Here is a 1149-nt window from a genome sequence, read left to right as displayed (position 1 = left end):
TAATTAGCTAAATAGGCGTTTAAAAGAGCAATAAACAAGATAAAAAAGGGCACTTTTTATCGTTTCAGCACCAAACCACCCACTATAGATAAGAATATATTGTTCAGGAAGTTATAGTTTTGATACAAGTTATATCTCAGAAAGTAATCCCAAGCAACATAAAGATATTTTTATTATTGACAGAGAGAGCAGGATAAAATATTTTACCTGATTGATACTTTTCTTAAGCTGGTCACTAACTATACTTACTGAACATCAAAACAAATCAGAAATATCCAAAATTGGGGGCTCTACTATGTACAGGTGTAAAATGCTGCTATTACTGGTCGCTGCTTTTCTTTTTTACATGAGCTGCAGATCCCCTACCAATCCAGGAGAAAATGTTAACCTTGCAGCTATAAATCTAAGGCTCAATGACGAAAACAGCGATGTCATTGAGGGCCAGCCTGTAGATATAAACATTGAAATCACTCTCCCCAATTTTGTCGAATCGATCCATATCTCATGTGAGGAATCAGCTTTTGATACAACTTTTGTGTATGAGTTTGAAGGCGATAGCTGGCATGATACCATCACCTTTACTCACATCTTCTCCGTTTCGGGAGATGTTGAACTTATCGCTACAGCAACACTGAACTCTGACCCCCGTGAAGAAAAAACTTCAATTCTACCGCTTACAGTCCTAAGCAAGCCCTTCTATTTCGATAAAGATTCTCTTGGTTCAGAGTACACTATCCTTACTAAGAAACCGGATACTATAGGCTTTACTATTATTGAAGACAGAAGTCCCCCCAACTCGGTATCTGGACTTTTCATATCAGGGCAGGATACCTCAGACCTTGATTTTTCCTATTCCGATCTGGAAGGATATATTCCTTTGCTGATTGAGGAGCCGGGAGAATACACACTCTTTCTTAGAGCATCAGATGAAGATGATATCTTTGACTACATTGAATTTGAACTCACGGTTCACAATGAGCCCTGTTTTGCACAAATACCCGAAAAAGAGAGTGTAATGACTCTTAGCCAAACCGATACACTTTACTTTGAATCCTGTGATGATGACTTTGATACCTTTGAAATACTTCTGCTTAATGAAGAAGATTTTGGTGATGAAGAGCTTAGTGTTATTTCTGATGAAGAATCTGA

Annotated in this window: 1 protein-coding gene; it reads left to right on the top strand. The window is 37.8% G+C overall.

What is annotated here, in order from left to right; genetic code table 11:
- Positions 1 to 295 precede the first annotated feature (295 nt).
- Positions 296 to 1149, top strand: an 854-nt coding sequence (locus tag QA601_18945; GenBank protein MDG5817179.1) for a hypothetical protein, incomplete at its 3' end; no start/stop codon positions are given.

Source organism: Chitinispirillales bacterium ANBcel5 (genome assembly GCA_029688955.1).
Lineage (GTDB): Bacteria > Fibrobacterota > Chitinivibrionia > Chitinivibrionales > Chitinispirillaceae > Cellulosispirillum > Cellulosispirillum alkaliphilum.
The sequence above is the reverse complement of the archived record's forward strand: the minus strand, read 5'-3'. Positions and strand labels throughout refer to the sequence as shown.